This is a genomic window from Aureimonas populi (genome assembly GCF_017815515.1).
Classification (GTDB): domain Bacteria; phylum Pseudomonadota; class Alphaproteobacteria; order Rhizobiales; family Rhizobiaceae; genus Aureimonas; species Aureimonas populi.
The window spans coordinates 754,625-778,974 of record NZ_CP072611.1; the positions used below are offsets into that span (position 1 = coordinate 754,625).

23 protein-coding genes and 2 pseudogenes are annotated in these 24,350 nt (G+C 68.9%); 14 read left to right on the forward strand and 11 right to left on the reverse strand.

Features of this window, described 5'->3' with window-relative positions:
- The first annotated feature begins 9 nt into the window (after positions 1 to 9).
- From J7654_RS03515 to J7654_RS03535, 5 genes are all read left to right on the forward strand, one after another.
- A complete protein-coding gene (locus tag J7654_RS03515) occupies positions 10 to 498 on the forward strand; it encodes a GNAT family N-acetyltransferase (protein WP_209738259.1) in 489 nt (162 codons plus the stop codon).
- A gap of 339 nt (positions 499 to 837) precedes the next feature.
- Positions 838 to 1,227 carry a Csu type fimbrial protein gene (locus J7654_RS03520; RefSeq protein ID WP_209738261.1) on the forward strand — a complete coding sequence of 130 codons (390 nt, stop codon included), beginning with the start codon at positions 838 to 840 and terminating at the stop codon, positions 1,225 to 1,227.
- 33 nt (positions 1,228 to 1,260) lie between these two features.
- Positions 1,261 to 1,692 (forward strand): fimbrial biogenesis chaperone, encoded by a 432-nt coding sequence (locus tag J7654_RS03525; RefSeq protein ID WP_209738263.1) that lies wholly within the window; start codon positions 1,261 to 1,263, stop codon positions 1,690 to 1,692.
- Positions 1,646 to 4,174 (forward strand): fimbria/pilus outer membrane usher protein, encoded by a 2,529-nt coding sequence (locus J7654_RS03530; protein ID WP_209738265.1) that lies wholly within the window; start codon positions 1,646 to 1,648, stop codon positions 4,172 to 4,174. The genes J7654_RS03525 and J7654_RS03530 overlap by 47 nt, the downstream gene beginning before the upstream one ends.
- Positions 4,171 to 5,145 carry a Csu type fimbrial protein gene (locus J7654_RS03535; RefSeq protein WP_209738267.1) on the forward strand — a complete coding sequence of 325 codons (975 nt, stop codon included), beginning with the start codon at positions 4,171 to 4,173 and terminating at the stop codon, positions 5,143 to 5,145. Before J7654_RS03530 ends, J7654_RS03535 begins: the two co-directional genes overlap by 4 nt.
- Positions 5,146 to 5,193: 48 nt before the next feature.
- Here J7654_RS03535 and J7654_RS03540 read toward each other — a convergent pair whose 3' ends face one another.
- Positions 5,194 to 6,681, reverse strand: a complete 1,488-nt coding sequence (locus J7654_RS03540; RefSeq protein WP_245195620.1) for an argininosuccinate lyase — start codon at positions 6,679 to 6,681, stop codon at positions 5,194 to 5,196.
- 203 nt (positions 6,682 to 6,884) lie between these two features.
- A pseudogene (locus J7654_RS03545) lies at positions 6,885 to 7,172 on the reverse strand (TetR/AcrR family transcriptional regulator); the annotation flags it as partial.
- On the opposite strand from J7654_RS03545, the pseudogene J7654_RS03550 reads away from it, so the two are divergent.
- From J7654_RS03550 to J7654_RS03565, 4 genes and pseudogenes are all read left to right on the forward strand, one after another.
- A pseudogene (locus J7654_RS03550) lies at positions 7,170 to 7,298 on the forward strand (RidA family protein); the annotation flags it as partial. The pseudogenes J7654_RS03545 and J7654_RS03550 overlap by 3 nt on opposite strands.
- Before the next feature lie 216 nt (positions 7,299 to 7,514).
- Positions 7,515 to 8,198 carry a GntR family transcriptional regulator gene (locus tag J7654_RS03555; protein ID WP_209738270.1) on the forward strand — a complete coding sequence of 228 codons (684 nt, stop codon included), beginning with the start codon at positions 7,515 to 7,517 and terminating at the stop codon, positions 8,196 to 8,198.
- 20 nt (positions 8,199 to 8,218) lie between these two features.
- On the forward strand, positions 8,219 to 9,148 hold the full coding sequence (locus J7654_RS03560; protein ID WP_209738272.1) for a dihydrodipicolinate synthase family protein: 930 nt from the start codon (positions 8,219 to 8,221) through the stop codon (positions 9,146 to 9,148).
- A 4-nt stretch (positions 9,149 to 9,152) separates the two neighbouring features.
- On the forward strand, positions 9,153 to 9,938 hold the full coding sequence (locus J7654_RS03565; protein ID WP_209738274.1) for an SDR family oxidoreductase: 786 nt from the start codon (positions 9,153 to 9,155) through the stop codon (positions 9,936 to 9,938).
- A gap of 329 nt (positions 9,939 to 10,267) precedes the next feature.
- Here J7654_RS03565 and J7654_RS03570 read toward each other — a convergent pair whose 3' ends face one another.
- The 3 genes from J7654_RS03570 to J7654_RS03580 are packed head-to-tail and all read right to left on the reverse strand — an operon-like array spanning position 10,268 to position 13,141.
- Complete coding sequence (locus tag J7654_RS03570; protein ID WP_209738276.1) at positions 10,268 to 11,569, reverse strand: TRAP transporter large permease; 1,302 nt, start codon at positions 11,567 to 11,569, stop codon at positions 10,268 to 10,270.
- A gap of 13 nt (positions 11,570 to 11,582) precedes the next feature.
- Positions 11,583 to 12,161: a TRAP transporter small permease gene (locus J7654_RS03575; RefSeq protein WP_209738278.1), complete on the reverse strand. Its 579-nt coding sequence runs from the start codon at positions 12,159 to 12,161 to the stop codon at positions 11,583 to 11,585.
- On the reverse strand, positions 12,158 to 13,141 hold the full coding sequence (locus tag J7654_RS03580) for a TRAP transporter substrate-binding protein (protein ID WP_209738280.1): 984 nt from the start codon (positions 13,139 to 13,141) through the stop codon (positions 12,158 to 12,160). Before J7654_RS03580 ends, J7654_RS03575 begins: the two co-directional genes overlap by 4 nt.
- 652 nt (positions 13,142 to 13,793) lie before the next feature.
- On the opposite strand from J7654_RS03580, the gene J7654_RS03585 reads away from it, so the two are divergent.
- A complete protein-coding gene (locus tag J7654_RS03585; RefSeq protein ID WP_209738282.1) occupies positions 13,794 to 13,994 on the forward strand; it encodes a hypothetical protein in 201 nt (66 codons plus the stop codon).
- A gap of 216 nt (positions 13,995 to 14,210) precedes the next feature.
- Here the strand turns inward: J7654_RS03585 and J7654_RS03590 are convergent, their stop codons facing one another.
- The 6 genes from J7654_RS03590 to J7654_RS03615 form a co-directional block, all read right to left on the reverse strand.
- Complete coding sequence (locus J7654_RS03590) at positions 14,211 to 16,034, reverse strand: ABC transporter ATP-binding protein (protein ID WP_209738284.1); 1,824 nt, start codon at positions 16,032 to 16,034, stop codon at positions 14,211 to 14,213.
- Positions 16,031 to 17,008 carry a serine kinase gene (locus J7654_RS03595; protein WP_209738286.1) on the reverse strand — a complete coding sequence of 326 codons (978 nt, stop codon included), beginning with the start codon at positions 17,006 to 17,008 and terminating at the stop codon, positions 16,031 to 16,033. Before J7654_RS03595 ends, J7654_RS03590 begins: the two co-directional genes overlap by 4 nt.
- Positions 16,986 to 18,869 carry an asparagine synthase-related protein gene (locus J7654_RS03600; protein ID WP_209738288.1) on the reverse strand — a complete coding sequence of 628 codons (1,884 nt, stop codon included), beginning with the start codon at positions 18,867 to 18,869 and terminating at the stop codon, positions 16,986 to 16,988. Before J7654_RS03600 ends, J7654_RS03595 begins: the two co-directional genes overlap by 23 nt.
- Positions 18,869 to 19,300 (reverse strand): lasso peptide biosynthesis B2 protein, encoded by a 432-nt coding sequence (locus J7654_RS03605; protein ID WP_209738290.1) that lies wholly within the window; start codon positions 19,298 to 19,300, stop codon positions 18,869 to 18,871. The genes J7654_RS03600 and J7654_RS03605 overlap by 1 nt, the downstream gene beginning before the upstream one ends.
- A 102-nt stretch (positions 19,301 to 19,402) precedes the next feature.
- On the reverse strand, positions 19,403 to 19,711 hold the full coding sequence (locus J7654_RS03610; protein ID WP_209738292.1) for a PqqD family protein: 309 nt from the start codon (positions 19,709 to 19,711) through the stop codon (positions 19,403 to 19,405).
- Between the two features lie 73 nt (positions 19,712 to 19,784).
- On the reverse strand, positions 19,785 to 19,925 hold the full coding sequence (locus J7654_RS03615; protein WP_209738295.1) for a hypothetical protein: 141 nt from the start codon (positions 19,923 to 19,925) through the stop codon (positions 19,785 to 19,787).
- A gap of 395 nt (positions 19,926 to 20,320) precedes the next feature.
- Here J7654_RS03615 and J7654_RS03620 point away from each other — a divergent pair, with 395 nt between their 5' ends.
- The 4 genes from J7654_RS03620 to exoK are packed head-to-tail and all read left to right on the forward strand — an operon-like array spanning position 20,321 to position 24,340.
- Entirely contained in the window at positions 20,321 to 21,466 is a 1,146-nt protein-coding gene (locus tag J7654_RS03620) for a nucleotidyltransferase family protein (protein WP_209738296.1), read from the forward strand.
- Positions 21,463 to 22,533 carry a glycosyltransferase family 2 protein gene (locus J7654_RS03625; RefSeq protein ID WP_209738298.1) on the forward strand — a complete coding sequence of 357 codons (1,071 nt, stop codon included), beginning with the start codon at positions 21,463 to 21,465 and terminating at the stop codon, positions 22,531 to 22,533. Before J7654_RS03620 ends, J7654_RS03625 begins: the two co-directional genes overlap by 4 nt.
- On the forward strand, positions 22,530 to 23,537 hold the full coding sequence (galE, locus tag J7654_RS03630; protein ID WP_209738301.1) for a UDP-glucose 4-epimerase GalE: 1,008 nt from the start codon (positions 22,530 to 22,532) through the stop codon (positions 23,535 to 23,537). Before J7654_RS03625 ends, galE begins: the two co-directional genes overlap by 4 nt.
- On the forward strand, positions 23,534 to 24,340 hold the full coding sequence (gene exoK / locus J7654_RS03635; RefSeq protein ID WP_209738303.1) for an endo-1,3-1,4-beta-glycanase ExoK: 807 nt from the start codon (positions 23,534 to 23,536) through the stop codon (positions 24,338 to 24,340). The genes galE and exoK overlap by 4 nt, the downstream gene beginning before the upstream one ends.
- Positions 24,341 to 24,350: the final 10 nt, after the last annotated feature.

Consider the following 24,350-nt stretch of genomic DNA (forward strand, 5'->3'; position numbering starts at 1 on the left):
GAAGAGAACATGAACGTCAAGATACGCGCCACGAGCATTGAAGACGCCGAGGACATATTCGTCATCTACAATCAACCCGCCTTCCGCTCCGGCACCCTGGCGCTTCCCTATGAATCCTTCGAGACCGTCAGGAAATGGCTGGAGCCCTCCTCTCCCCGTGTGCTGAATCTCTCGGCGGAACTGGATGGCCGCGTCGTCGGGGCGGCCGCCCTGCGCCCCTTCTTCGGGCGGCGGGCGCACGCGGCCGAGTTCTGGATCGCCGTCCATGAGGATTTCAACGGCAGGGGGATCGGCTCGCGCCTTATGGAAGCGATCATCGACACGGCCGACAACTGGCTCAACGTCACGCGGATAGAGATGACGGTCTTCACCGACAACGAGCGGGCCATCGCCCTCTACCGCAAGTTCGGATTCGAGATCGAGGGCACCCACAAGGCCGCCACCTTCAGGAACGGCGCCTTCGAGGATGTCCACTGCATGGCGCGCCTGCGCGCCTGAAACGCCTTTCCAGAGTGGAGGACGGACGGGACGGCGCGGACCTCAGGATCGCGCGATGCGTGAGGGCGGGTGCCGCCCGCCCTCGGGGCCGCGAAGGCGCGGCTGTTTGACACGCAGACAAAAACGTCAAAAGAACGGCCGGACTTACGAATGATTCATAGTCGAGCAGCTAGGTCTTGGGGGCGCTGATGCAAGTCCTCTTCCAGGGCCAGCCCTCCGGCTTCGGGTATCGAGAAGCTTAAAGTACCCAGCGAGAATCAAATGAATCGGCTTTTTCGGACCACGTCCCTCGCCTCCTTTGCTTTTGCACTGTCCTACTCTGCCGCAGGCGCGGTGGATGTGAACGACAACCTTAACGTTTCGCTTACCGTAGAGTCCTCGTGCACGATCACGGCGGGCGCGCTCGCCTTCGGTCCCTATGTCGCGACCGCGGACAGCCAGGGTTCCGCCGACCTCTCGGTGAACTGCACGCCCGGCACGCAGTATCACGTGTCGCTCGCCGCCACGACGGACGGCACGCGGACGCTGACCAGCGGCACCAATACGCTGAGCTACTCGCTTTATTCCGATGCGGGCTTCAGCTCGCTCTTCTCCGAGGACCCCAACGGCACCAAGGTGGAAGCAGCCGCCGCCGCCGAGACCATCACCGTCTACGGCCGCGTGCCGGCCGCGCAGTCCGCGGTGGTCGGCAATTACACCGACACGGTCACGGTCACGCTGACCTACTGACGGCCGGCTCGGCCCAAACTCCGGAGCAGCATCATGCGCCATCTCACTGCGGCGGCGGCGGTCCTTGCCGCCTGCCTCGTCGCCGGCACGGCGGGGGCCAGTTCCCTGCGCGTCGCCCCCACGGGCCTGAACCTGCCGGCGGGCAACGCCGCGTCCAGCGTTCGCGTCTGGAACAACGACCGGGAGCCGATCAGCGTCCAGGTTCGCGTCTTCAAGGCGACGATGGTCGGCGGCAAGGAGCGCCTGGAGCCCACGCGCGACGTGGTGGCGAGCCCGCCGATGACCCAGCTTCGACCGGGCACGGAAAACCTCGTGCGCGTCGTGCGCGTCTCGGACCGGCCCGTGCAGGCGCAGGAGCGCTACCGCCTCCTGGTCGACGAGTTGCCCGATCCCTCACGGATGAAAGCAGGGACGGTCAATGTTCTGGTGCGACATTCGATCCCGGTGGTCTTCGAGGGCCGCTGACGTCCGCCAGCATGACGCCATCGGCCTCGTGCTGGTGGCCATCCTCTCCTTCGGGGCAGCCCCCCTCGGCGGGCAGGCCCTCGCCGCGGCGATGCCGGTCGATCCGATGGACCTGCCGGTCGCGGGCGCGCCCGCCCTCGACCCCATGGACGTGCCCTACGACCCGATGGACATGCCGACGGGCGCGGCGGCGGAGCTTTACCTCGAGGTTTTCGTGAACGGCACCTCGACGCGCAAGGTCGTGCCCTTCACGCCCCTGCCGCAGGGCGGCTTCGCGCTGGCGCAGGACGAGCTGCGCGCGGTGGGCCTCCTGCCGGCCGAGGCCGCGTTGGGCGATGACGGGCTGGTTCATCTCGACCGGCTGGCCGAGGTCGTCGCAGTCTACGACGAGGCCACGCAGTCGATGCATTTCAGCGCCGGCGACGCGCAGCGCGTGACGCGCGTCATCGACGCCTCGAAAGGGCCGAAGGAGGAGCAGGAGCCGCGCGCGGCGCCCCGCTCGGGCTGGGGGATGCTGATGAACTACAGCCTCTACGCCTCGAGCGGCGACGGGGGGATCGGGGACATCCACGCCTTCCAGGGTGCATCCGGCGCCTTCGAGGGCCGCCTCTTCTCGCCCTACGGCGTCTTCGAGCAGACCTTCGTGGCCAGCGCGGCGCGCCAGGACGCCTACCGCTCCACGCGCCTCGACACGAGCTGGACCTATTCGGACCCCGAGACCATGCGCCGGTACAGGCTGGGCGACCTCATCACCGGGGGCCTGAGCTGGACGCGCCCGGCGCGGCTGGCCGGCGCGCAGGTGCAGCGCAATTTCGACCTTCGGCCCGATCTCGTGACCCTGGCCGTGCCCGGCCTTTCGGGCAGCGCCGCCCTTCCCTCCACGGTGGACGTCTTCGTGAACGGCGCGCGCCGCTTCTCGCGCGAGATCGAGCCCGGCCCGTTCCGGCTCACCAACCTGCCCGTCGTCACCGGCGCCGGCACGGCAAGGGTCGTGGTGCGCGACGCCAGCGGGCAGGAGACCACCAGCGAATCCGCCTTCTTCGCCTCCAGCCAGCTCCTGGCGACGGGCCTGTTCGACTATTCGGCCGAGATCGGCTTCGGGCGCACGGGCTTCGGCGTGGAGTCCATGGGCTATGACGAGCGGCCGATGGGCTCCGGCTCGGTTCGCTACGGGCTGAACGAGGGGCTGACGCTGGAAGGGCATCTGGAAGGGGGCGCGGATCTGGCCAATGGCGGCGCGGGGATCGTGGCCGCCGTGCGCTCGCTCGGCACCGTCTCGCTCGCCCTTTCGGGCAGCCATTCGAAATTCGGCACCGGCTACCAGGCCAACGCCTCGGCCGAGACGCAGCTCGGCGCGGTGAAGCTCCAGGCGCGCGCGCAAGCCAGCTTCGACGATTATCACGATATCGCCTCCATCATCGATGCGGCGCAGAAGGCCGATGACGGCCTGTTCCCGCTCTCCGCCGGGCGGCTGAAATCGGTGGCGCAGGCCTCGGCCACCCTGCCGCTGATCGTCGATCCGAGCAGCGTGAATGTCAGCTTCACCCGCACGGAAACCTTCGAGGGCGAGGTCGCCAATGTGCTCGGCCTGTCCTACAGCCGGTCCCTGCCCCGCCGCAGCACGGTCTTCGCCTCCGGCTTCGCCGATCTGGAGCGCGGCGATTTCGGCGTCTATGCCGGGCTCAACATCTCCTTCGGCGACGGCTACAGCGCGTCCAGCTCCGTGACCTCCAATGGCGAGGAGCTGGTGGCGGGCCTCAGCCTGGCGCGCAATGGCGGGCGCGAGGTGGGCGACTATGGCTGGCAGATCGACATGAGCGAGGGCGGCCCCAGCGCGCGCCGCGCCGCGCGCGGACGCTACAAGGCGAGCGCCGCCGAGATGCGCGCCGGGCTGGAGCAGAGGGGCGGCGACGTCCGCGCGACGGGCCAGATGGACGGCGCCGTGGTGCTGGCCGACCGCGACATCTTCTTCGCCAACACGATCCACGACAGTTTCGCGGTGGTCGATGTCGGCGTGCCCGATGTCCTCGTCGAGCACGAAAACCGGCCGGTCGGGCGCACCGGCAAGGGCGGCAAGCTGCTCGTGCCGGGCCTGCGCTCCTACGAGGACAACCGCATCTCCATCGACCCGCGCGACCTGCCGCTCGACACGGGACTGGACAGCACGCGCGAGATCGTGACCCCGGCCGATCGCTCCGGCGTGGTCGTCACCTTCGGCGGCGCCGCCGCCTCGGCCTCCGCGCTGGTGAGCTTTCGCGACGAGGCGGGCAACCCGATCGAGCTGGGCGCCACCGGGCATATGGGCGACGCCGCGTTCATGATCGGCTATGACGGCGAGGCCTATCTGGAAAACCTCGCCCCCACCAACAGCGTCACCATCGAGCGCCTCGACGGCCGGCGCTGCCTGGCGCAATTCCCCTACAGCCCGCAGGGCGGAGCGCAGGTCTCCATCCGGGGCGTGACGTGCACGGCGCGGGCGTGAGCGGCCGGGCCGCCCTCGCCGGGCTCGCGCTTCTGGCGCCCCTTCTGCTGCTGCTCTGCGGGCCGGCGCGGGCAGCCTCCTGCAACGTCTCGGTGGAAAGCCTGAACTTCGGCGCGGTCGACACGCTCTATGGCCAGGCGGTGGACACGGCCGGCACGGTGGCCGTCGATTGCGACCAGGTCTCGGACTCCGCCACGAGCGTCACCGTGTGCGTCCATATCGGCGCGGGCTCGGGCGGGGCCGGCAACGGGCAGCGGCACATGCGCACCGCTTCGGGCGCGGCGCTCGCCTACCAGATCTATGCCGATCCCGCCCACAGCGTGGGCTGGGGCAGCTCCGACAATTCCGCGCTCGGGCGCCCGCAGGCCGTCGTCATGCCCGCCGCGAACGGGCGCGCCAGCGGGCGGATGACGCTCTATGCCCGCGCCTTCGCGGGCCAGCCGAACGCCGTGGCGGGTGCCTACGGCTCCTCCTTCTCGGGCCTCGACGCCTTCTACCTCGCGGCCGAGGGCGACTCGCTCGATTGCCTCGCCACTTTCGGGTCCAGCTTTCCGCTGACCTTCGAGGCGCGCGCCGTCGTGCCCGAGAACTGCCTCGTCGAAACCAGCGACATCGCCTTCGGCCATCACGGCCTGATCGAAAGCCCTATCGACGCCGTGGGCGGCATCGGCATCACCTGCACGCTCGGCACGCCCTATACGGTGAGCCTGAGCGGCGGGCTGAGCGGGGCGAGCGACCCCGAACGCCGCATCATGCGCTCGGGCGCCAACGAGGTGCGCTACGGCATCTATCAGGACGCCGGCCGCTCCCAGCCCTGGGGCGACGCCGCCGGGACGCTGGCCACCGGCACCGGTACCGGGCAGCGGGTCTCGGCCCCCGTATACGGCCGCGTCCCGCCTCAACGTGCCGCGCCAGGCACCTATACCGACACGCTGAGCGTCACCATCACCTACGAGGACCCCGGCAGCTAGCGGTTCCGCTCCGGCATCCGGCCGCCTTCACGCGGTACGCTTCGCCCGTCATGGAAGCAGGGCGCCGAAGTCGCGATCGAGCTGCGCCAGCGACGAGTCGATGTGGTCGCGCCGTGCCGCGATCCATTCCTCCTGCGCCTGAAGACGCTCTCTCGCTTCGGCGATCATCCGCTCGACCTCCGCCGGTTGCGGGCCGCCCGATGTCGCGCGATTGTTGACGATGGCCACCGGATCGAGCGCCGCCCGGAACTGCTCCTCGCTCAAGGGAAGTTCACGAGGATAGTCCGGGTCGTCCTCCACCGTCACGGCGTAGATGCGCCGGGCTTCCTCATAGGGGAAGTCGAGAGGGCCGATGCCCTCGGCCCGCGCGAAACCGACGATCTGCGAGGCCACCTCATGCCCCTCGCGGAACGGCAGGCCGTGATCGCGCATCAGGATGTCGGCGATCTCCTGCGAGGCCGTCCAGTCGCTGTTCAGCTCCTCCAGCGCCCGCTCCGGGCTGATGACGAGCGCCTTCAGGACCCTGTCGAGCCCCGCCAGCGCCTGGATGCCGGCATCCACCATCCGCGAATTGGCACCGACATCCTTCGGGTCGCTCATGCCCGGCGTGATGTTGTGCGTTTGCAGGACCGGCCCCATGGCCAGCGTGACCGCATGGGAGGCGTCGCTTCTTGTATCGTTGAGCAGCCCCGGATTGCGCTTCTGGGGCATCGCCGAGGAGACGAAGGTGTTCCCGCCCCCTTCCTCCAGCAGAATCCAGGGCCGCGTCTGCGCGTATTGGGTCAGCACGTCCTCGATGAAGTTGCCCGTGTGCAGGGCGACCGACGTGACGATGGAGGCGACCTCGACCGGCTGGTCCATGGACGAGATCTGCGAGGCGTCGTAGGCGTTGTCGACCAAGGCCGCGAAGCCGAGATAGTCGGCCATGCGCTGGCGATTCAGCGGCCAGCCCGTTCCGTTCAGGACCGTCGTTCCCATGGGGGAGCGGTCCACCCGCGCATAAGCCTCGCGGATTTTCTGCGCGTCCCGGTCGAGGCCCGCCGCATGGCCGAGGAGATAGTGGGCGAAGCTGTTGGGCTGGGCCGCCACGCCGTTCGTGTAGTTCGGCACGATCGTCTCGACATGCCCCGCCGCAAGGTCCACCAGCGTGCGGGACGTGGTGTTCAGTTGCCCCGCCAGTTCCAGAAGCTTCTCGCGCAGGATCGCGGCCCGGTAGGTCGCGTGCATGTCCTGGCTGGAGCGGCCCGCATGGAGCAGCGTCACCTCCGCCCCGCCCGCCTCGATCAGCAGGGGCTCGAACCGGATGACGGCCGAGGGCCGCTCGGCGCCAGCCTGCGAACCATTCTCGATGACGTCCGCCAACGCCGCCGCGATACCCGGCACCAAGGCCTCGTCCAGCAGCCCTTCCTCGCTGTTGATGACCGTCGTCGCCTTGTTGATCTCGCCGAGCCAGAAGAACTCGTCGCGCTCGGCTCCCTGGGCGAAGGCGAGCGTGGATGAGAGCATGAGAACGCCCGCCAGGACGGGCGAACGCATCGCCATCCCGAGCCTCGGCCCCGATGGACTGAACCCTTTTGTCATCGCAGTAGCCTCCCGTCTTCTGCGCCGCCTTCCTCCAAGGCGGTGAAGGGCCATGAGATGCGCCAAAAGCGGCGAACGAACGGCAGGCAGGAAAGCCGGCGGCGGTCAGCGAGCCTCATGTCCGGCCTTCGACGGCCTCACCCCCGCCAGGTTCAACCTTATTCGGCCCGCAGGCCCGCCGCCATGAGGCAGAACGCTTCGATGGCCTTCGGCAGGACGGACTGCGGATCTTCGCTGGCCGCCACCCGGAGGGCCGCATTGAGCGCAGCGCCGTTGAGAAGGCGGGCGGCGGCCTCGATATCGACAGGCTTCATGGCGCCCTCGAAGACCAGCCCGGCGACCGCCTGCTTCGTCATCTGGAGACAGGCGTTCTGGCTTGGCCATTGCGACGGATCGCCGAGGAAAGCGGGACGGTCCAGAAGCACGATCCGCTGCACTTCGGGGTCATGGCCGTGAAGAACGAGATATTCTCGCGCCCACCCTATCCGAGCAGGATCGCGATCAGCGTCAACTGGCTCGCGGGCTTCGACGTCGAAATCAAGGTCATCGCGCGCATTCCAACCACGGCATAGATGCGACGGCCCACGGCCTCCGGGAGAGGCGCGCGCCCTCGCTCCCCGGTCGAAGCAACGGGCGGTCGACGGCCGGGTGCATCATGGCCATCTCTCCGCCTGCCTATCAGCGTGCATCGTGCCGCGCCCCATTAAAAATGCCGGCATGGCACTTGAACTCCACTGGTATACCGATAAACAATCAAGGTGTGGATGAATTCGGCGGGGAGGCGTTCCATGTCCGGTGCGACCGAAGCGAGCGTGGCCCCCTCCGCCCTTCCCCGCGAGGGAGACGGGCAGTTGGGCGAACGCGTCTACCAGACGCTTCTCGACATGATCCTCCAGCGGAAACTGCCCTCGGGCTCCGTGCTTCAGGAGCGCCGGATCGCCGAGAGTCTGGGCGTATCGCGCACGCCGGTGCGCGAGGCGCTGAACCGGCTGGAGACGGAGGGCATGGCCAGCCGCGACGCGGGGCGCATCCTCGTCGTGCGCGGCCTCTCCACGCGCGAAGTGATCGAGGCGCTGAACGTGCGTCGCATCCTGGAAGGCGAGGCGGCGGCGCTGGCCGCGGGCCGCATCCCCGCCGCCGAGCTCGACGCCGCCGAGAGCGCCATCGCGCGGCTGGTCGCCAAGGACGCGCCGGGCGTGGAGGAGCACCGCGCGATCGACGACATGCTGCATGGGGCGATCGCCACCCATAGCGGCAACGCGCTGCTCGCCCGGATGATCGGCGACCTGCGGCTGAAGACGTACATGTTCAACCTCGAGCGCATTCCCGAGCGGTTCCGCAAGGGGCACCAGGAGCATCTCGACATCATCGCCGCGCTGCGCGCCGGCAAGCGCGGGCGCGCCCGCGCGATGGTGGAGGCGCATGTCGAAAACGTGAAGAAGAGCATCATCGCGATGCTTTCCGCCATATGAAGACGCCATAAGGAGTGACCATGGCAGCCGAACGGATCAACGAATCGACCCGCGGGGTCTACGTCATCTCCCCCACCCCCTTCGGCGAGGACGGGTCGCTGGACCTCGCCAGCACCGACCGCCTCGCCGACTTCTACCTCGATAAGGGCGTCACGGGCTTCACCATCCTCGGCATCCTCGGTGAGGCGACCAAGCTCACGCCCGATGAATCGCGCCTCTTCCTTCATCGCTACCTGAAGCGCATCGGCGGCGCGAAGCCGGTGATCGTGGGGGCCAGCAATCCCGGCACCGACAATCTCGTGCGCTTCTCGCAGGGAGCGATGGAGGCGGGCGCGGCCGGCGTAATGGTCGCGCCCATCCCGGGCTTGAGGACCGACGATCAGGTCTACGCCTATTTCGAGACCGTGCTCTCGCGCCTCGAGGGCATTCCCGTCTGCTACCAGGACTATCCGCAGACGACGGGCGTGTGGACCTCGGTCGCGGTGCTGCACCGGCTGATCGACGCCTTCCCCAACCTCGTCATGCTCAAGCACGAGGAATCGCCCGGGCTGACCAAGATCACGAAGCTGCGCGAGCGCTCCGACAAGGGCGAGGGCCGGCGCATCTCCATCCTCGTCGGCAATGGCGGGCTCCATCTGCCGCAGGAGCTGCGCCGGGGCGTGGACGGCGCAATGACCGGCTTTGCCTATCCCGAGATGCTGGTGGAGGTGTGCCGGCGCTTCTTCGACGGCGACAAGGAGGGCGCCGAGGACGTCTTCGACCGCTATCTGCCCATCCTTCGTCATGAGCAGCAGCTCGGCTTCGGCTTCGCCGTGCGCAAGGAGATCCTGCGCCGGCGCGGCGCCATCGCCACCGCCCATGTGCGCCACCCGGGGCCCAAGCTCAATCCGCGCGACATCCAGGAGCTCGACGAGCTGATGGCCCGCCTCGACACGAAACTGAAGGACTGACCCCATGGATCTTGGACTGAACGGCAAGCGCGCCCTGGTGCTGGGCGCGACACGCGGGCTCGGCAACGCCATCGCCCGCACGCTCCACGCCGAGGGGGCGCATGTGGTGCTCGGCGGGCGCAACGCGCAGAGCCTCGAGGCGGCGGCGGCGCAATTGAGCGGCGGGGCCGGCGCCTCCACGCTTCTCGTCGACCTTGCCGATGCGCAGGGCGTGGCGGCCGCGATCGGGACGCTGGGCGAACGCGGGCGGACCGCCATCGACATCCTCGTCGCCAATGGCGGGGGCCCGCGCCCCGGCTCGGTTCTGGACGTCTCCGCCGAGGAATGGCAGCAGAGCTTCGAGACCATGATCGGCTCGATCTTCTCCCTCACCGGCCATCTGGTGCCGGCCATGCGCCAGCGCGGCTGGGGGCGCGTCGTCAATGTCGTGTCCTCGGGCGTGCAGCAGCCCATCCCCAATCTCGGCATGTCGAACGCGCTGCGCGCCTCGCTGGTGGGCTATGCCAAGACGCTGGCGACCGAGGTCGCGGGCGACGGGGTGACGGTGAACTGCGTCCTGCCCGGCCGCATCGCCACCGACCGGCTGCGCCAGCTCGACGAGGCCGCCGCCAGGCGCACCGACAAATCCCTCGCCGAGGTCGAGAAGGCCTCCAGGGCCACGATCCCCGCCGGGCGCTACGGCGACCCGCAGGAATTCGCGGACGTCGTCGCCTTCCTCGCCAGCGAGCGGGCAAGCTACGTCACCGGCTCGCAGGTGCGCATCGACGGCGGCCTGATCCGAAGCGTCTAAGTCCGCTGCCACAGGAGATGCGGCATGAGGCGCCACCGATCCGCCTCATGCGCGCGACCTCGCGGCGGCCGGGAACGAACCGAGATGCCGATCGAGAAGGGCCGGGCGCTGATCGTCCGGCCCTTGCGGAAGGTGAAAGCGCCCTGCCCCGCGCGCGGGCCGGCCCACAGGCGGCCTGTGCCGGCCGCCATCGAGGCAGTCAAGATGGATGGGCCTCCTCGCCCGGCCTTTGCAGGCCGAACCGGCCCGCGCTTCGCCGAGCCCGTCATCGCAGCGGGCAACGGTGGCTCCGCTCAACTCGACCGAGCGCCTTTCGTGCTCGCGGGGCCTCAGTTTCGCGCCGCCATGCGGTCCGGCAACCACGTCACCAGCTCCGGCACGGCCGAGACGAAGATCGTGAACAGCGCCATGATCACGAAGAAAGGGAAGGTCGCCCGGGCGATACGGTAGATCGGCTCGCCCGTCAGGCTCTGCAGCACGAAGAGGTTGAAGCCGACCGGCGGCGTGATCTGGGCCAGCTCGATCACCAGGATCAGGAAGATGCCGAACCAGATCGGGTCGTAGCCGGCGGCCACCACCATGGGCAGGGCGATGGGCAGCGTCATGACCATCAGCGAGAGCCCCTCCAGGACGCAGCCGAGCACGATGTAGACACCCAGCAGCACCACCATCAGCATGAAGGGCGACAGACCCAGCGCCTCCACCGCGTTGGCCGCCGCGCGCGGAATGCCGAGGAAGCCCATGGCGGTGGACAGGAACATGGCCCCGGCGATGATGAGGCCGATCATGCTCGTGGTGCAGGCGGCGGAGACGAGCGCCTCCCACAGGCCCTTCAGCGTCAGTCCGCGCTGGGCGATCGCCAGCGCCAGCGCGCCGAACACGCCGACGGCGGCCGCCTCCGAGGGGCTGGCGAGGCCCGCATACATCGATCCCATCACCATCACGATGAGCCCCGCGATCGGCAGGATGCCCAGCGCCGCGCGCAGGCGCTCGCCCCAGCTGTAGCTGGCATGGTCGTCGGGAACGACGCCCGGACGCAGCTTGGCCACCGCGCCGAGATAGCCCATGTAGAGCGCCGCGATGCACAGCCCCGGAACGATGCCGGCGATGAAAAGGCGGATGATCGAGGTCTGCGACAGGACGCCGTAGATGATCATCATGGTGGAGGGCGGGATCAGGAAGCCGAGCGTTCCCGCGCCCGCCAGCGAGCCCATCACCAGATCCTTGTCGTAGCCGCGCTTGAGGAGCTGGTGCGCGGTGATCTTGCCGACCGTCACCGTCGTGGCGGCCGAGGAGCCGGTGATGGTGGCGAACAGCGTGCAGCCGAGGACGTTGACGTGCAGCAGCCGGCCCGGCAGGCGCTGCGTCCACGGCACGAGGGCGGAGAACAGAAGCTCCGACAGCCGCGTGCGGAACAGAAGCTCGGCCATGAGCACGAAGAGAGGCAGGGCAACCAGCTCCGGGCTCGTCACGGAATTCCAGGTGATCTGGCCGAGCAGCCGGTCGACCGGCATGGAGCGCAGCAACGCCAGCGAACCCGCGCCCACCCCCAGGAGCGCGATGCCGATCCAGACGCCGGAGGTGAGGAGAAGGGCCATAAGCCCGAGGACGGTGCCGATGGGAAGCGCCATGAGGCGTGGCTCTCTAGTGGTCGGCCATCAGCGTGGAAACCTTGGTCTCCGTAGGCTGGCCGAGCAGGATCAGGAACAGGCGGCCGACGAGCTGCAAGTCCAGCATGACGAGCCCGAGCAGCATCAGCCCCTGCGGGATGTACAGGGGCGTGCGCATGTAGGTGGGGGAGGCCGCACCGGAGACCCAGGCGGTCGAGACCATGGTGAACAGCGCGCTCGTGACGACGAGCATGATCGCGAGCGCGATCAGCGTCGCGACCGCCTCGCCCACGGCGCGCAGGCGCCGGGGCAGATTGTCGATGAGAAGGGTCAGCCGCACATGGACGCCACGCCGCAGGGCGGTGGCGGAGGCCAGGAACACCACCGCGCCGATCGAGTAGCCGGCATATTCCCAGGAAAAGTGAATCGAGCGGCCGAGAAAGGCGCGCGAGAGGACCTCCCCGAAGATCAGGAGGAACATGGCGGCCATGCACAAGGCGCCCAGAACGGCGCCCACGCCCGCGAGAAAGTCGCAGGCGCCGGTCACGGCCACAGCCGCCGAGGAGGGCGCGGCACGCGCGCCTTGCGTTTCGAGGACGCGCGGCTCGCTCACTGCGCGAGCCTGGCGGTATAGGCCTCGATCACCTCGCGCCCCTCGGGCACGGCTTCCATGAAGTCCTCCCATATCGGCTGGGCGGCGGCGCGCAGTTCCTCCGAGAGCTCATCCGAGGGCTGGGTCACGGTCATCCCGTTCTCGGCAAGCCGCTCGGCCATCTCCAGGTCGGTTTGCCGCGCGACATCCCAGAACTGCGGTTGCAATTCGCCCGCCAGGGTCTCGATGGCTTCCTGGTGTTCGGGCGAAAGCGCGTTCCAGGCATCGAGATTGACGGTGATGACGTTCGGCGAGGCCTGCCAGTTGATCTGGTTGAAATAGCCGAGGAATTCCCAGAACGAACCGTCGACGCCGGAGGCCGAGGATGTGGTCACGGCATTGATGGCGCCGGAGGCGAGCGCCGAGACGACCTCGCCCCATGGCAACTGGACCGGAGAGGCGCCCAGCGCGGTGAAGAACTCCGTGCCGTTCCGGTCCACGGTGCGGATGGTGATGCCGGCGATGTCGGAGGCCTCGGTCACCTCGTTGCGCGTGAAAAGCCCCTGGCCGGGCCAGGGCGTCGTGTAGAGGAATTTCTGGTTGTGCTTGGCCGCCAGCTCCTCGTAGATCGGCCAGGCCAGTTCCTCCAGGATCGCCAGCTCCTCGAAGTTGCGGGCGAGATAGGGCACGGATTCCAGCCCGAAGAACGGCTCCTCGCCTACCTGCTGGTTGAGGAGCATGTCGGCGATCGGCACGATGCCGTCGCGCACCACACCCAGCACCTCCGGCCCGCGGAAACCGAGCGTTCCGCCGGTGTGGACCGTGATGTTGACCTCCCCGCCGGTCACGCGCCCCACCTCCTCGGCAAAGCGCATCGCGTTCTGCGAATGGTAGTTGTTGTCCGGCCAGACCACGAACATGTCCCAGTCGACGGCATGGGCGGGCATGACGGCCGACGCCAGAAGGATGGCGTTGGCGGCAGCGAAGGCTCTGACGGACAAGGGCATCTCCAATCGTTCCTGACTTGAGCGGGGCACGCCGCGGGCAGGCTTCGCCCTTCACCAGGGCGGCGTCGTCGGGGGAGCGGCAGGCATTGCCGTCCGGGATCATCGTATTTCAACGAATCTTCTATACAAGAAACGATTATAGGCTAAGCCCGCCTATAAAGTGGGCAGACTGCCCTTCGGGGACAGCGCACAGACCCTCCTCGCGGTGGTGCCGCCCTGTAGCAATCGCCCGTCGAAGCAAGCGACGCCGATCCGTACGACAGACCGTCGTCGCCGATCTCCGCAAGCTCCTTCACGGCAGCTAAGAATGGCGCTCGAGGCTCACCATATCGTGCTCCTCCTTATAGGCAGCCGTTAAGGACGGATCGGCCCGTTCGCGACGGATCGTTTCGGCCCGCCTGCTTCGCCTGACAGCCGCGGCGCCGAGGGAACCCGATTTGTCGCCGGGTCGTTGTGACTCGAATTTGAGGCAAATAATTCTTGAAAGAGCCTGTTCAACATCTGTTGACGATGACGGGTTGCTTTCCGCTTTTTTCGAGGCGGGGGCCGTCCTATAGTAGTAAAGGCTTAAGTCAGCGCACTGTTGGATCACCTTCACTCGCCGCGCAGTGCAGGGTGTCGGGTCTGATCTGGAACGGAGAGCAAGGTGGTAACCACCGTCGGGAGAGAAACGTTCGAACCGTCCGCGGTCCTGAACACGAAGCCTTCGTCCACCTCGGACCAGCAGGCGGGCGCGCGCGCTTCCAGGCGCGTATCGAGCCGGCTCGGCGCATTTCGGGGGCTGATGATCGGATTGGCAATCTGTGCCGTCTTCTGGGGCTTTGTCGCCTATCTTCTCCTGAGCTGACCTTTCCCTGCGCAAGTCTGCCCGCAGGCAGGGCCTGAAGGTCCACGCGCAGGTCAGGCAGGCAGGGGGCTTGGCCGTGGGCTTTGTTTTCACGCGCCGGCGGCCGAATGCGGGATGGCGACAGCGCCGGCAGAAGTTCGAAGGGCGCGCGAGCGCCGTTCGATCGTGGCGGAGCGACGGTGGCGGGAGGGCGCCAGCGGGCTGCGGGTTCGGGTTTCAGTTCCCCTCCATCATGCGGCCGAGCGCGGTGTGCCGGTCCCTTGCCAGGACATCGAAGCGTCCCGTTTCCTTGAGGCGCCCAGCCTCCAGCGCCACGACGAAATCCGCGAATTCGATCATCTTCGGGCTGTGGGCGATCATCAGAACCGTCAGGCGCCCCCTCGCCACAGCGATGGCTTGAGCCACGAGCGCCTGGTTCTCCTGGTCGAGGGCGCTTGTCGCCTCGTCCAGAATCAGAAGGTCGGGCGTGCGCAGCAGCGCGCGGGCCAGCGCCACGCGCTGGCGCTCGCCGCCGGAAAGGCGCGTGCCGCGATCGCCCACGATGGTCTCCATGCCTTCGGGAAGAGCATCGACGAAACGCAGCGCCTGTGCCGCCGACAAGGCGGCCCTCAGTTCTTCCATCGTCGCGCCCGGATGGGCAAGACGCAGATTGGCCGCGATGGATGCGTGGAAGAGAAAGGGCTCCTGCGGAACATAGGCCACGCGGGCGCGCCACGCGCGGCGGTTCTCGCGCGACAGCGGCTCGTCGTCGACCCGGATTTCCCCGGCCGACGGCTCGGTGAGGCCGAGCGCCAGGTCGACCAGCGTGCTCTTGCCGGCTCCCGAAGGGCCGATCAGCGCCGTCACCTGTCCCCGGGGAATATCGAAGGTGATGTCGGTGAGGGCCGCACCCTCGGCGCCCGGATAGGTGAAGGAGACGCTGCGAAGGCGAAGCACCTCGACGAGCGCCGGGGCGGGGCCGCTTCCGCCCTCCTCCCGCTCGGCCTCGAACTCCTCGCGCAGCGCCCTGGTCGTCTCGAAGGCCGGAAGCGCGGACAGAAGCTGCTGGAGGCCGACCTGCATTTCCATGAAACGGGGCGCAAGCCGCATGAAGACCAGAAGCAGCACCACGATTTCGGCCAGGGGCAGCGCCACATGCTCGACCGCCAGGAAGATGAAGATCGCCAGCGCCAGCGCCGAGCCGATCTGAAACCCGGTATTGGCCAGCGTGGCCACGCGGTTGAAACGCAGATTGTCGGCCTGCACGCGCCGCAGCGTCTCGCCGAGCCGCGCGACATGAACCTCTTCCACATTGTAGGATTTGGCGATCTTCATGCCCGCCAGGAAATCCGTCACCGTGCGATACTGCTCGCGGCGGTTCTGCGAAAGCAGCAGCCCGAAGGCGTGGGCGCGCTTGCGCAACGGATGCAGGCCGAGGAGGACGAGCGTGCCCACGCCGCCCGCGAAAGCGGTCATGGCAGGCGAGATGGCCAGCGATACGCACAGATAGACCACCTGCACGATCCCCAGTTGCACCAGCGCAAGGGCGGAGACGGCGCAAAGCTGCAGCCGATCGATCTCGGAGGTGAGGACATGGTTCAGATCCGCCGCGCGGCGATGGGCGACCATGCTCCAGCGCGCGCGGGCGAGCGCCTCGAACAGCCCGCTGCGCACCCGATTGACGAAGCCCTGGAGAAGGTCGGCGACGAAGAGCGTCCTGTAGCGGTTGAAGACGGCCAGAAGGGACAGGACCGCGACCAGCGCGACCAGGACCCAGAGGAATTCGAGCCGGGCGCCGGCCAGTCCCGGCAGGAACCAGAGGTCGGGAACCAGGATCGCGGCCCCGCCACCGCCGCCTGCGGCCGGCATCTCAAGAAAGCCGAGGATCGGCAGGAGGAGAAGGATCGAGACCCCCTCCGTCACCCCGCCGAGAAGCTGGAACGCCAGCGCCTTGGCCGTCCGGCGAGGGGAGTGGCGCCAAAGCTCGCGCGCGAAGCGGACGAGCTCGCGATAGCCCGTGAACGCCCCTTCGGGGGGCGGAGTGGAGGGGACGGGTCTCATTGCGCCTCCTGAAGCGCGGGACGGCGGGCGAGCGCCTCGATTTCCCGAACCGTCTCGCCGAGCCTCCCGAGGCCGGCGGCGGCGGCGAGGCGGCCGACGAAATGCGTCGAGGCCAGATCGGCGCACTGCCTGAACAGCCTTTGCATTCCCTCCTCGCCAAGGCCGCTTCGCTCGAACCGCACAGGGTAGGAGAAGCGGATGAGGGCCTGGAGCGCCTCGGCCCGCGCGAGGCGCTCCAGGTGGAGCTGTGGGCCGCGGCCGAGCGTCAGGAGAGCGCCGAGGGGCGCTGCGTCGGTGCGGAACACGCCGCCGAGCCTGTGCTGGCGCTTCGTGATGGAGGGATGCAGATCCGCGTCCACCATCCGGCTGCCCGCGAGCGAAATGGCCGCGCGCGATTCATGGTGGAGCTTGAGCTGGCCGGCGGCCGCCTCGACCACCGGCTTCCCGCCGCCGCCGGTGGGTGCCAACACGAGGACGTCGTCCGTCAGAAGCCGATGGCCGGCCGAGACGAGGGCTCCGGCCAGGGTGGACTTGCCCGCCCCCTTGTCTCCCATGAGGACGACCGCCCGCCCCTCGATCTCGACAGCGCTCGCGTGAAGAACCAGCCGCCCGCGCCGGTGCAGCAGCAGAGCGAGCACGGGGCCGAGCAGCGGAAAGGCGATCAGCCGCGGATCGACGCCCTCGGCCGGATCGACCAGGATCGTCCGGTCGTCGGCGATCATGAAGGCCCCCACGGAGCGCCATCGCAGGATATGGCTCCGGCCTTCGAACCGGAAGAAGGGATCGGGCGACCCTTCGTTCCACGCCCGGGGCACGGCGCCGCGACGAATGGCCACGACATCGCTCCCCGCCCCGCCGGGCGGGGGAACGGGCGTGAGCTCCGCCAGCGCGAAATCCGAGACGAGCACGAGGCCGAGCGCCCGATAGGCGAAGGGCGCCGTCCCGCCCGCGTCAGTGCGCTCCAACCGTTCCATCGCCATTGCGCCCTTTCGTCAGCCAGAGATGGAGGTAGGCCGCCCGCCAGGCCAGCATCGCCTCCACCGTCGTCGTCCCCTCCGGCGCCTGCCGGATACGCCCGAGAAGCGGACGCAGGGCATCCATATCGTAGAATCCGGCCATCGCACCGTCGCGGTCGCGCTCTGCGTCCCGCAGAAGGTCGGCATGCCAGCGCGACAGACCCCTTGCCAGCGACCGGCCGAAATCCGTCTTGTCACGGCGCCAGCGGACGGCGTCCGGCAGTTCGCCCTCCATCGCCCGCCGCATGATGCTGCGGGGCCATCCGGCCCGCAGTTTTTCCGAGGATGGCAGGCCGAGACAGAAGGTGACGAGGTCTCGATCGAAGAAGGGATAGCGCGTCTCGACGCCGGCGCCGTGCGAAAGGCGGTGCAGCGCCTCGAAGGCGAAGGATGTACGAGGGGAAGCGATGGCCGCCGCGTGAGCGGCGGCGTCGGAACGGTCCGCCGGCGGACGCCGGGCGTCCAGCACCCGCTGCCTCAGGTCCGTTTCCCTCACGAAACCCTTTGCCAGCAGGTGCAGCCCATCGGGCGACGGAGCGGCCATGGGCGGGGTGAAGCGACTGCGATAGAAACGGGTCAGCCGGCGCAGCGCGCCGCCGAAGCGGTTGCCCGGCGCCGCCGCCTCGATCACCGCCGCCGACAGGAGCAGCGGATCGTCGCCCCCCATCCGGGACAGGCCCGGCACCTGCGCCAGTGCCCGCAGCCAGCGCCCCTCCCCGGCCAGATCGAGAACCCGCCGGTAGCCGTTCCAGACGACCTCGTCCCCGCCATGCCCGTCGAGAAGGACGCCGACGCCCTGCCCGGCCGCCGCCGCGAAGAGCCGGCGCAGCTTGCCGCTGCCGGGCGCGTCCACGAACGCGCCGCCACGCCGCATGTCCTCCACCACGCCTTCGAGCGGGGGCACGGCGCCCGCATCGACGCGCGTGGATACAAGCCGGGCGCTCGCGGCCACCGCTTCGATGAAACCGCTTTCGTCGGTATCGGGCTCCTCGGGATAGACGAGCGAGAAGGCCGCAAGCCGCCCCTGCCCCCTGCGAAGGCGCGCCGCGACGGCAGAGATGGACGAGGAATCGAGCCCGCCGCTCAGCATGACGCCCGCCGGCCCGGATGCGACGAGGCGCCGCTCCACCGCCTGCGCGAAGCGCTCGCGGAACGCCTCCACCACCTCGCCGGGCTTCGGAGGCGGCGCGGGTTCGAGCGTCCAGTAGCGCGAGACCGACGTCGTGGCATTCCGCCGCGACAAATGATGGGCCGGCGGCAGGCGCATCACCAGCGGGTCGAGCGTGCGGCGCTCGTCTTCGACGATCCCGGCGAGAAAGCCGCCGACATACGCGGGATCGAAGCCTCCCCCGGACAGCAGCACAGGGTCGGACGAGAAGGAGAACAGGCCCGCTTCCTCGCGGAAATGGAAAGGGCGCACGCCGAACGAATCGCGCGCGCAGAAGAGATGGCGCTCGGCCCGGTCGAACAGGGCGAAGGCGAAGTCGCCGCGAAGATGCTCGCAGCATTCCACGCCCCAGCGCCCATAGGCCGCGCCAACCAGCTCATGCTGCGGCGTGGCTGGCGCAAGCCCCAGCGCGCGGGCCAGCTCGCCGGGCTCGTCGAGACGAAGATCGCCGAGCACGGCGACGGGCCCGGCGCACGCGACGGCGCGGGGCGACGAGCGGTGGGACCGGGATGCCCGCAGGAGCACGCAGCCCTCGCCGGCCCAGATGGCGGCCTGCGGATATCCGGCAAGGCGCAACCGGCGCCGCAACCTCTCCGACTCATGCCCCAGGCGCGCCTCGTCCTCGCAGACGAGGCCGGCAATCGTCTCCATCAACGAACCGGACCGAAATCCGCGAGCGGCACGAAATCGGGACCGGGCTCGTGCCGGGCGCCCAGTATGGCGCGCCCCTCGTGGAGAAGCCACGCATGAGCCTGGAACTCCCCGGCATGGCTGCGGCGCACGCCCACGCGCACGATCGAAGGGCAGCCGCGCCGCGTGAGCAGGGCCTGGCCGGCGATCGCCTGCGTCAGGCAGGTGGCGCGCGGGACGAGCCGCGCCGCCTGTCGCACCGACCAGGCAAGAGGCGCGACATCGTGGGCGGCAGGGGCATGCCGGCTCCCCTCCAGAACGCAAAGCGCTTGCCGGACGCGCTCCTGCCCGCGCAGGCTCAGGCCCACCCGCACCCGCAGGACGAGGAGGAAGCTTTCGAAAAGCAGGCGATGATGCCGCGCCAGGAGGCGCACGATCCTCACGGCCGCCATGGACCGGGCCCCGGCGGAGCGCGGCGCGGGTCGGTTCGGGACCATCACGCGGGGCGCCGGCGGGCTCGGGGCCGGGAAGCCCTCATGAACCTTGGACGGCCCCTACCCATCGGCGATGCGGACAAGGCCGGCTTCGAGGAGCCCCGTCATATAGGCTTGCAGGTCGGCTCGACCGGCCTCCTCGTGAATGTCGAACGTCTCCACCACGCGGTCCAGGAGGTCGTCCAGCGTCTTGGGAGAACTCAGCTCGGACCAAAGGAAGGCGCCGGTGCCGTTCAGGGTGAAGTACTCGCTGGTCCGAAGGTCGAGAATGGCGATCTCGTCCCCCATGGCGCTGACCGCCACGTCGGAACTGGCGACGAAGGGCCCGTTCCCGAGGTTCCACCGTGAAACCTCATCCTCACACGACATCCATCCGATCTCCGCAGGGAATGAATGGCAGCCGTGCGCGTGCAGGCACGCGCACGGCCGCGGTTCGGCAGCCTCAGGACAGCGTGAGCTGATCCAGCGGCGTTCCGGCGGTGAAACCCACATCGAGGAACGTGCCCGACTGGTTCTGCTGCGTCAGCGCCGTCATGGAACCATGCTTGCGCAGGGTCGGAGCGGAATATGCAAGCTTGCTCATATGCTGATTCCTCTAAGTCACACGTCCTCACGGCATTGCGGAAGGTCGTGCGTGCATGCTTTGCCCGGCGACGACCTGTCATCCGGGCGGTTCGAACGACGCGCTTCCTAACGTAACGTTATCGGACTTGCAACGAAGCGCTCCGCCCCTTCCCGGCCGGCTTTTCAGGCCCTCCCCGCGCTTCGAAGGCTCGGGGTGCGCGCGGGGATTTCGCCTCGCCCGCAGCCGCAGGCGGGCTGGGCGGGCACTCGAAAAGTACCGGCGGACGAGCCGTGCGGGTTTCGGGACGCGCGCCCAGATTGCGGTTGAATGCTCCGGCGCCACGCTTTACGATTTCGCCATGAAGCCTTGTCGTGAGCTTCGTTCTGCCGAATCCTGAATTGGGCGATGAGGCCATGGGCGATACAGCTTCCCGGAACGCGCGACCCTATCGCACCGCGGCAGCGGATTTGTGCACGCTCCTCTGGAACGACGCCTCGGCCCGAATCGCGCAGGTGCCTCCAGCATCCTCGCCGCTGCACGACCCGCAGGCCGCGCGGCGCGTGCTGGCGCTCGCGGTGCGTTCCAAGCTGGGCGATGTCCTGGCGGCCATCCTCTCCCGCGCCTCGCACGGCGAGATCGCGGCCGACGCGCGGGCCTGGGCCATCGAGCGCAAGCGCCGGACGATGATCTGCAACAGCGCCGCGCTGCGGGGGATCGAGTGGGCGGACGGCCCTCTGCGCTCTCGCGGGATCGCCTATGCGGTCATGAAAGGGCCCATTCAGCAGCACATGCTGCATGGTGACTATTTCACACGGCCGTCCGGCGACATCGACCTGCTCGTGGCGGCAGGCGATTTCGCCGCAGCGCAGGATGTCTTGATGGATGCAGGCTTTGCCAGGGTGCCGCCGGCGCCCTCCCTCTGGTGGGATCGCTTTCTGGGCGAGCGCCATTTCGTGCGCGAGGGCGAGGTGCGCATGGTCTTCGATCTCCACCACCGGCTGCAGCAGCCCGGCTCGCCCCAGCCGCGCTCCAGCCGGGCCTTCCTCGATCGCGCCGAGGCCCATTCCCTGAGCGGGCGGCGGATCGCCGCGATAAGCGCCGGCGACGTGCCTCTCCTCTGCGCCATGAGCCTCGTGAAGGCTCTCTTCAACCGGGAGCCGGCGGGGAACCACGCCTTCGACCTCATGGCCGCGCTGCGCTCCGGCCGCGAGGGCGCGGCGGATCGGTTCCTGGAACGTGCGAAGGAGGAGGACCTCGAGGGGACGGCCCGTCTGGCGCTGACGCTGGTGGCGTCGCTTTTCCCCGACCTCGCCACGCCCCGGACGGGGGCGCTGCCGGAGATTTCGCCGGAAACGCTCCGCGCCATGGTGCTGGACCCCGATTCGGTGGCCGACTGGCCGCGCCGGCGGCGTGTCCTGTCCGAGGCTTGCCTGCGTTCGCCATGGCGCACGGCGCGCGAGTTCGCCTGGCTCGGCGCCTCGGAAGCCACACGCTGGATGGAAGAGCGAAGAAATGGGACCGGGCGCCTGTCGCCGGCCCCGGAAGGGTCTGCCGGATGAGCCGCATCGCCGTTGTCATCGCCGCGCGAAACGCGACCGCAACGATCGCGTCCGCGGTGCGATCCGCGCTCGAACAGCCGGAGGTCGGCCGCGTCCTGATCGTGGACGACGGCTCGACGGACGACACGCTGGGCGCGGCGCGCGGTGCCGATGACGGCAGCGGGCGCCTGCACCCCATCCGCCTGGACGTGAACCGGGGGCCGGCTCATGCGCGCAACATCGCCATCGCGAACGCGCGGGAGGAATTCGTCTCCATCCTCGATGCGGACGATTTCTTCCTTCCCGGCCGCATGGCCCGCCTTCTCGCCGCCGGCCCGTTCGACATGGCCGCCGACAACATCGCCTTCGTGCGGGAAGGCTCCAAGCCGGCCGCCGACCCCCTGGCCCTGCGCGCCGCCGTGGAGAGCCAGTTCGCCGACGACGCGCCGCCCAGCGAGCTGACCCTGCCGGCCTTCATCGAGGGCAACATCACCCGGCGGGGGCGCCCCCGGGGGGAACTCGGCTTCCTGAAGCCGATCATCCGGCGCGAGCTTCTGGCCGGGCTCGAAGGGCCCTACGACGTGTCGCTGCGGCTGGGCGAGGATTACGATCTCTATGCCCGGCTCCTCTGCGCGGGTGCGCGCTTCAAGGTCATTCGCGCCTGCGGCTACGCCGCGATCGTGCGGGGCAACTCCTTGAGCGGGCGCCATTCGGCGGAGGATCTGCGGCGTTTCGCCGGGGTCGACGCACAGCTTGCGGCCCGGCCCGGTCTCGACCGGCAGGCGCGCCGGATGGCCCTTCGCCACGGGGCGCAGTCGCTGGCGCGCTTCGAGCACCGCCGCTTCCTTCAGGAAAAGTCCGAGCGCGGCCTTCTTGCGGCGGCGGGAGCGCTGGCCCGCCGGCCGGCCGCCTGGCGCGCCGTCGTCACCGGGGTCGGTGCCGACAAGCTGGGTTCGGTCATGCGTTCGCCGCCTTCGCCCGATATCCGCTTCCTGTTCCCGCCGGTGCACGGAACGACACGGACCAATCATTCGCACGCGCCGCTCCTGCGGGGCGCGGCCAAGATTCCGGAAGGATCCTCTTCGTGACGCATGTCCTCGTCGTCGGCGGAGCGGGCTATATCGGCTCGCACACCTGCCTCGATCTCTCCGAAAAAGGCTTCACACCGGTTGTCTTCGACAATTTCTCGCGCGGCCATCGCGAATTCGTCCGCTGGGGCCCGGCCGAGGAGGGCGACATCCGGGACGCGGCCGCTCTGGATGCCGTCTTCGCGCGGTACCGCCCCGCCGCCGTGGTGCATTTCGCCGCGCTGATCGAGGTTGGGGAATCGGTGAAGGACCCCCTGGCCTTCTACGAGAACAATGTCGCGGGAACCGTCTCCCTGCTCCAGGCGATGGGCCGGGCCGGGTGCGAGCGCCTCGTGTTCTCCTCCACCTGCGCGACCTATGGCGATCCCGTCGCCGTCCCGATGGACGAGAACCATCCGCAGGTGCCGCTCAACCCCTACGGCCATTCCAAGCTGATGGTGGAGCGCGTGCTGCGCGACCTGTCGGCGCATTCCTCCCTGCGCTCGGTGATCCTGCGCTATTTCAACGCCGCCGGCGCCGATGACGAGACGCGCATCGGCGAGCGGCACGACCCGGAGACCCACGCGATTCCGCTGGCGATCGAGGCGGCGCTCGGGCGGCGCGCCAGGTTCAAGGTCTTCGGCTCGGACTACGACACGCCGGACGGCACCTGCGTGCGCGACTATATCCACGTGATGGACCTTGCCGATGCGCATTCGCGGGCGGTCGGCTACCTCATCGAGGGCGGCGAGAGCACCGCCCTCAACCTGGGCACGGGCGACGGCACCAGCGTGCGCGAATTGCTGGGCGCGATCGAGAAGCGCTCGGGCCGCCCGTTCCCGATCGAAGAGGAGGGGCGGCGCCCCGGCGACGCCCCCATGCTCGTGGCCGACAACGCCGCCGCCCGGCGCGTTCTCGGCTGGATGCCGCGCCGCGACCTGTCGAACATCATCGACACGGCCTGGGCCTGGCACACATCCTCCAATGTCGGCTCGCCCGATCAAACCTCGCAGGAGGTCGCATGACCACACCCCGTCGCGCTTGTGCAGGGACGGCCGCCATCGCGGCCGCCCTCGCCTCCCTCGTCCTGCACCCCGGCGCGGCCGCGTCCGAGGAGATGGACGGCGATTCTTTCCTGGAGGAATTCGACAGGCTCGATCGAAGCCGGTGGTACATCTCGGACGGATGGACGAACGGCGACCATCAGAACTGCGGATGGTCGGCCGAGGAGGTCTCTGTGGAGAACGGGCGCCTCCTGCTCGGCTTCTCCGAGGGCGAGGCGGCGGGTCGGCCGTTCCGGTGCGGCGAGATACAGACGACCGCCCGCTTCGGCTACGGAACCTATGAGGCGCGCATCCGCACGCCCGCCGGCTCGGGGCTGAACGCCAACATCTTCACCTATATCGGCCAGGTCCACGGCCGCCCGCACGACGAGATCGACTTCGAGTTCCTCTTGAAGGACACCTCCGTCGTGCAGCTCAACGTCTATGCCGACGGCCAGGGCGGCAACGAGTATCTCGCCGAGCTTCCCGCCGCCTCGGACGACGGGTTCCTCGACTACGCGTTCGTCTGGGAGGCGGACGCCATCACGTGGTATATCGAGGGCGAGGAGGTCTACCGGATCGACGATCCCGCGAAGCTCCCGCAAAACAACGCCAAGATCTATCTCAGCCTCTGGGGCACCGACACCCTGACCGACTGGATGGGGCCGTTCACCGCGCCGCAGGGGCCGGTCGCCATGGAGGTCGAGCGCGTCGCCTTCACACGCATCGGCGAGGACTGCCAGTTCGAGGGATCGGTCGCCTGCACCGCCGGAACGGGGCGCTAGAGGCGGCGGC